This is a genomic window from Microbacterium sp. CPCC 204701 (assembly GCF_004010105.1).
Taxonomy (GTDB): Bacteria; Actinomycetota; Actinomycetes; order Actinomycetales; family Microbacteriaceae; genus Microbacterium.
Genome location: NZ_RRYE01000199.1, coordinates 1 through 5,600 on the forward strand (window position 1 = coordinate 1; position 5,600 = coordinate 5,600).

Below are 5,600 nucleotides of genomic sequence, written 5' to 3' on the forward strand. Positions count from 1 at the left end.
TGGCCGACGGCTACCTGCTGCTCGCGGGCGTCGTCGCGATCGGCGGCACGCTGACCGCGGTGCTCCTGCCCGACCCGCAGCCGCTCGCCCCGACCCCGCCGACCAGGACGGCGCGTCCGCGACGCGCCGCACGTCTCGCCGTCCTCCGCGACCGGGACTTCGCCTTCATGCTCTGGGGCCGGCTCGCCGTGAACATCGGCAACGCACTCGGCACGGGACTGCTGCTGTTCTTCCTGCTCTACGGGCTGGACCAGGAGACTGCGGCGGCCGAGGAGGGGCTGCTGCTCCTGATCGTCGTCTACACCGTGTTCGTGGTGGCGGTTTCGATCGTCGGCGGTCGCTACTCCGACCGGACCGGACGTCGGCGTGGTCTCATCGTCGGCTCGGGGCTCGTCCAGGCGGCGGCCGCCGTCCTCATCGCGATCGCCCCGACGTTCGAGGTGACGATGGTCGCGGCCGCGCTCCTCGGGGTCGGGTACGGCGCGTTCAGCACCGTCGGGCTCGCGCTCGCGACCGACCTGCTCCCGAACGAGGACGACCACGCCCGCGACCTCGGCCTCGTCACGGTCTCCACCAATCTCGGCCAGCTGCTCGGACCGCTCGTCGGCGCCGGCCTCGTCGCGCTCGTGGGAGGCTTCTGGCTGCTGTTCGCGGCATCCGCCGTCATCTCAGCCGTCGGCGCCCTCATGTACCTCGCGGTGAGGACTCCCGTTCGAGCGTCGTGATCGCGAGGTTCAGAACGGCGTTGAAGGCCTTCGGGCGCATCGCGCTGACGAGATGGCTCGTCCGTGGGACGACGATCAGCTCGGCGTGCCGGGCGACTCGCACGAACAGCCTCTCATTGACGCGGAGCTGGTCGTACTGACCGTTCACGAACCACACGGGCACCTGGATCCGGCGCAGCGCCGAGAGCAGGTCGAGCACCGACAGGCTGCGCATCGCCAGGTGCTGCGTGTCGAACGCGTACCCGCCGGCCGCGAAGTCCTCCACGGTCTCGGGAGGCAGGGTGCGGTACAGCATCTGGCGGGTGAGCCACAGTCCGCGGTCGGGGAGCGAGTCGAAGCCGCGTGTGAGGAGGCGGTACGCCGCGAGCCCCACCCCGCGTGGGATGGCGGTGCATGAGGCGGCGACGAAGCCCGCCACCGGAGGACGGTCCTCCCTGCCGACGTACTCCATCGAGACGAGACCGCCCATCGAGTGCCCGGCGAGGAGCACCGGACCTCGCGTCGCGGCATCCGTCACCGCCTCGTCGATGGTGGCGAACGCGCCGTCGAGCGTGTACTCCTCGGCCATGCGCGACCCATGGCCCGGCAGATCGACGGCGACCACCGGATTCCCGCGCTGCCGGAGGTACTCGACCTGCGATCGCCACATCGTGGCGGAGGTCCGGATGCCGTGGACGAGGACGACCTGGACCGCCATGCGCCCAGAGTAGCGGCGGCTGCGCGGAGGTCGGCCGCATCCGGCACCCGTACAATCGTCTGGACATGTCACCGCGCGCCCTGAAGCCTCTCGAGCCGTCCGCGACCCCTCCTGAGCTGATCCGCAACTTCTGCATCATCGCCCACATCGACCACGGCAAGTCCACGCTGGCCGACCGCATGCTGCAGATCACAGGGGTGGTCTCCGACCGTGACATGCGCGCGCAGTACCTCGACCGCATGGACATCGAGCGCGAGCGCGGCATCACGATCAAGTCGCAGGCGGTGCGGATGCCGTGGGGCCTTCGGCAGGCTCAGGACCCGGATCAGGTCTTTGCGCTCAACATGATCGACACTCCCGGTCACGTCGACTTCACGTACGAAGTCAGCCGCTCCCTCGCTGCGTGCGAGGGAGCGATCCTGCTCGTCGACGCTGCGCAGGGGATCGAGGCGCAGACGCTCGCCAACCTGTACCTGGCCCTCGAGAACGACCTGCACATCATCCCGGTGCTCAACAAGATCGACCTGCCGGCAGCCGACCCCGACAAGTTCGCGGCCGAGCTGGCAGGCCTCATCGGCGGATCGCCCGACGACGTGCTGCGGGTGTCGGGCAAGACGGGGCAAGGCGTCGAGGAGCTGCTGGACCGCATCGTCGGCGAGATCCCGGCGCCGAAGGGGGATGCGGATGCCCCCGCCCGGGCCATGATCTTCGACTCCGTGTACGACTCGTACCGGGGCGTCGTGACGTACGTCCGCATGGTCGACGGCAAGCTCGAGCCGCGCGAGCGCATCCAGATGATGTCGACCAGGGCGACCCACGAGCTTCTCGAGATCGGCGTGTCGAACCCAGAGCCGATCCCGACGAGGGGACTCGGCGTGGGCGAGGTGGGCTACCTCATCACCGGCGTCAAGGACGTCCGCCAGTCCAAGGTCGGCGACACCGTCACGAACGCGCGCAAGCCCGCCTCGGAGGCGCTCGCGGGGTACACCGACCCCAAGCCGATGGTGTTCTCCGGTGTCTACCCGATCGACGGCAGCGACTACGGCGACCTGCGCGAAGCGCTCGACAAGCTGAAGCTGTCGGACGCGTCGCTGCAGTACGAGCCCGAGACGTCGGTCGCCCTGGGCTTCGGGTTCCGCTGCGGGTTCCTCGGGCTGCTGCACCTCGAGATCATCACGGAGCGTCTCGCGCGCGAGTTCGACCTCGACCTCATCACGACCGCGCCGTCGGTGATCTACGAGGTCACGACCGACACCGGCGAGACCGTCACGGTCACCAACCCGAGCGAGTACCCGGACGGCCGCGTCGCGTCGGTGAGCGAGCCTGTCGTGAAGGCGGCGATCCTCACGCCCAAGGACTACGTCGGCACCGTGATGGAACTGTGCCAGTCGCGGCGCGGGCAGCTGCTCGGCATGGAGTACTTCAGCGAGGAGCGGGTCGAGCTTCGCTACAACATGCCGCTCGGCGAGATCGTGTTCGACTTCTTCGACCAGCTCAAGAGCCGCACGCAGGGCTATGCCAGTCTCGACTACGAGCCCGCAGGCAGCCAGGAGGCCGACCTCGTGAAGGTCGACATCCTGCTGCAGGGCGACAAGGTCGACGCGTTCAGCTCGATCGTGCACCGCGAGAAGGCGTACGCCTACGGCACGATGATGACGGAGCGGCTGCGAAAACTCATCCCTCGTCAGCAGTTCGAGGTGCCGATCCAGGCCGCGATCGGCGCGCGCATCATCGCCCGTGAGAACATCCGCGCCATGCGCAAGGACGTGCTCGCCAAGTGCTACGGCGGTGACATCACGCGAAAGCGAAAGCTCCTCGAGAAGCAGAAGGAGGGCAAGAAGCGCATGAAGATGGTCGGCCGCGTGGAGGTCCCCCAGGAGGCGTTCATCGCCGCGCTGTCGGGCGACGTGGAGGGGAAAGCCTCGAAGTAGGCTGGTTCTCATGCGTCGAGGAAGCTTCCGGGACGATACCGTCGACTACGCCGCCGTCGGGGCAACCCAGGCGCCGGACCTCATGCACTACCCGCCCGAGCGCAGCCTGCCGGCGGAGGAGTCGTGGCGGATCGGCAGCGGCCAGACCCGCTTCCGCGCCGCGAGCGAGGCGCTGCTGTCGTGGACGGCACAGCGCGGAGCGGGCCTCATGGTCAAAGACGTGCGTCCGGCCGCCGGCCCCATGTACTCGGGCGTGAGCTTCGACGCGGAGGGCAACCCGATCGCACCGAGCCGCTCCGAGGCCGAGCAGCGGTTCGACGCCGACGGCACCCCGTACGTCGGCCCCGGCACCACGATCCGCGTCGACGGCCGGGTGAAGGGCATGCGTGCGGATGCCGAGCTTCGGGTCATCTTCGCTGTCGAGGAGCCGCGCCGCGTCGGGTTCGCGCTCGGCACCGTGAGCGATTCCGTCGTCAGCGGCGAGGAGTCGTTCATGCTGGACTGGCTCGACAACGACGAGGTGTGGTTCACGGTGCGGGCCTTCGACGCGCCGCGCGCGGTGCTGTACCGGATGCTGCCCGCGCTGACCCGTCGGCGGCGTCGGGAGCTGTTCACCCGCTACCTGCGCGCGATCTCGCCGCTGTACACGACGCCCGCGTGAGGCCCTGATGGGCTCGGCGCTTCCGCGGGGCGAGCCCGTGCCGGCAGACGGCTCGCTCCCTCCCGACGTGCGGGTGGACGCGGCGACCGACTTCGGGGTGTACCTGCACGTCCCGTTCTGCCGCGTGCGCTGCGGGTACTGCGACTTCAACACGTACACGTCGTCCGAGCTGCGCGGGGCACGCCAGGACGAGTACGCCGACACGCTGATGCGGGAGGTGCGGCTGGCCGAGGGCGTGCTCGCGCGGGCGGGCGGCAACCGCCCGGCCTCGACGGTGTTCTTCGGCGGCGGCACGCCGACGCTGCTGCCGCCCGGCGACCTGGCGCGCATGCTCGGGAGCGTCCGCGAGGCGTTCGGGCTGGCTCACGGGGCCGAGATCACCGTCGAGGCGAATCCCGACACCGTCACAGACGCGGTCGCCGGCGAGCTCGCGGCAGCGGGCGTGACGCGCCTGTCGATCGGCATGCAGTCCGCTGTGCCGCACGTGCTCGCGACACTGGACCGCACTCATGACCCTGCGAACGTCGAGACTGCGGTGCGCGCCGCGCGCGGTGCCGGACTCGACCTCAGCGTCGACCTGATCTACGGCGCGCCCGGTGAGTCGCTCGAGGACTGGCGCGCCTCGCTCGAGGCGGCGATCGCCCTGGAGCCGGACCACGTGTCGGCGTACGCGCTCATCATCGAGGACGGCACGAAGCTCGCGCGCCAGATCCGCCGCGGCGAGGTCGCCGCTCCCGACGACGATCTGCAGGCCGACATGTACGAGCTGGCCGACGACCTGCTCGATGGTGCCGGGTACCACTGGTACGAAGTGTCGAACTGGGCTCGCGACGACGCGCACCGCTCACGCCACAACCTCGCCTACTGGACCGGCGCCGACTGGTGGGGGTTCGGTCCCGGCGCGCACAGTCACATCGCCGGCGTGCGGTTCTGGAACGTGAAGCATCCCGCGGCGTATGCGCAGCGGCTGCATGCGGGGGAGTCGCCCGCTGCCGCGAAGGAGACGCCGGATGCCGCGGCCCGCGCCCTCGAGAGCGTCCTGCTGCGCACCCGCATCCGTGAGGGCCTTCCCGTCTCCGAGCTGCGCGGCCCAGCGCGTCAGGCCGTCGCTGCGCTCATCGCGGACGGCCTGGTCGACGGCTCCGCCGCCGTCCGCGGCGGCAGGGTGGTGCTGACGCGTCGAGGGCGCCTGCTGGCCGACGCAGTGGTGCGGGCGCTCACGCGGTGACGCGCCTCACGGCCGACGAGCAGCCGATCCGGTAGAATTGGCACTCCAGTCATGCGAGTGCCAGAACTCTGGCGCCGGAAGCAGCGTGAGGAGGCGGGATGGTCAGCGAACGCGGGCTCGAGGTGCTGCGGGCGATCGTCCAGGACTACGTCGACACGCGCGAGCCGGTCGGCAGCAAGGCGATCGTCGAACGGCACGCGTTCGGCGTGTCGGCGGCGACGATCCGCAACGACATGGCGCTGCTGGAGGACGAGGACCTCATCGCGGCGCCGCACACCTCGTCCGGTCGCGTTCCCACCGACAAGGGGTACCGCGTGTTCGTCGACCACCTGGCCGAGCTCCGCCCTCTCACGCCCGC

5 protein-coding genes and 1 pseudogene are annotated in these 5,600 nt (G+C 70.1%); 5 read left to right on the top strand and 1 reads right to left on the bottom strand.

All coding sequences use genetic code 11. The annotated features are described in order from the left end of the window. A partial coding sequence (locus tag EIO58_RS11710; protein ID WP_127819696.1) for an MFS transporter occupies nt 1–725 on the top strand: 725 nt, incomplete at its 5' end. On the opposite strand, the gene EIO58_RS11715 is transcribed toward EIO58_RS11710, so the two are convergent. After that, nucleotides 685–1,422, bottom strand: a complete 738-nt coding sequence (locus tag EIO58_RS11715; protein WP_127819697.1) for an alpha/beta fold hydrolase — start codon at nt 1,420–1,422, stop codon at nt 685–687. The genes EIO58_RS11710 and EIO58_RS11715 overlap by 41 nt on opposite strands. Before the next feature lie 65 nt (nt 1,423–1,487). Here EIO58_RS11715 and lepA point away from each other — a divergent pair, with 65 nt between their 5' ends. From lepA to EIO58_RS11735, 4 genes and pseudogenes are all read left to right on the top strand, one after another. After that, nucleotides 1,488–3,353, top strand: coding sequence for a translation elongation factor 4 (lepA, locus tag EIO58_RS11720; protein ID WP_127819698.1), 1,866 nt, complete (start codon nt 1,488–1,490; stop codon nt 3,351–3,353). 10 nt (nt 3,354–3,363) lie between these two features. Further along, entirely contained in the window at nt 3,364–4,014 is a 651-nt protein-coding gene (locus EIO58_RS11725; RefSeq protein WP_127819699.1) for a DUF1990 family protein, read from the top strand. Nucleotides 4,015–4,021: 7 nt separating this feature from the next. Beyond that, on the top strand, nt 4,022–5,242 hold the full coding sequence (gene hemW / locus EIO58_RS11730; RefSeq protein WP_127819700.1) for a radical SAM family heme chaperone HemW: 1,221 nt from the start codon (nt 4,022–4,024) through the stop codon (nt 5,240–5,242). 98 nt (nt 5,243–5,340) lie between these two features. After that, nucleotides 5,341–5,600: pseudogene (locus tag EIO58_RS11735) on the top strand (heat-inducible transcriptional repressor HrcA); the annotation flags it as partial.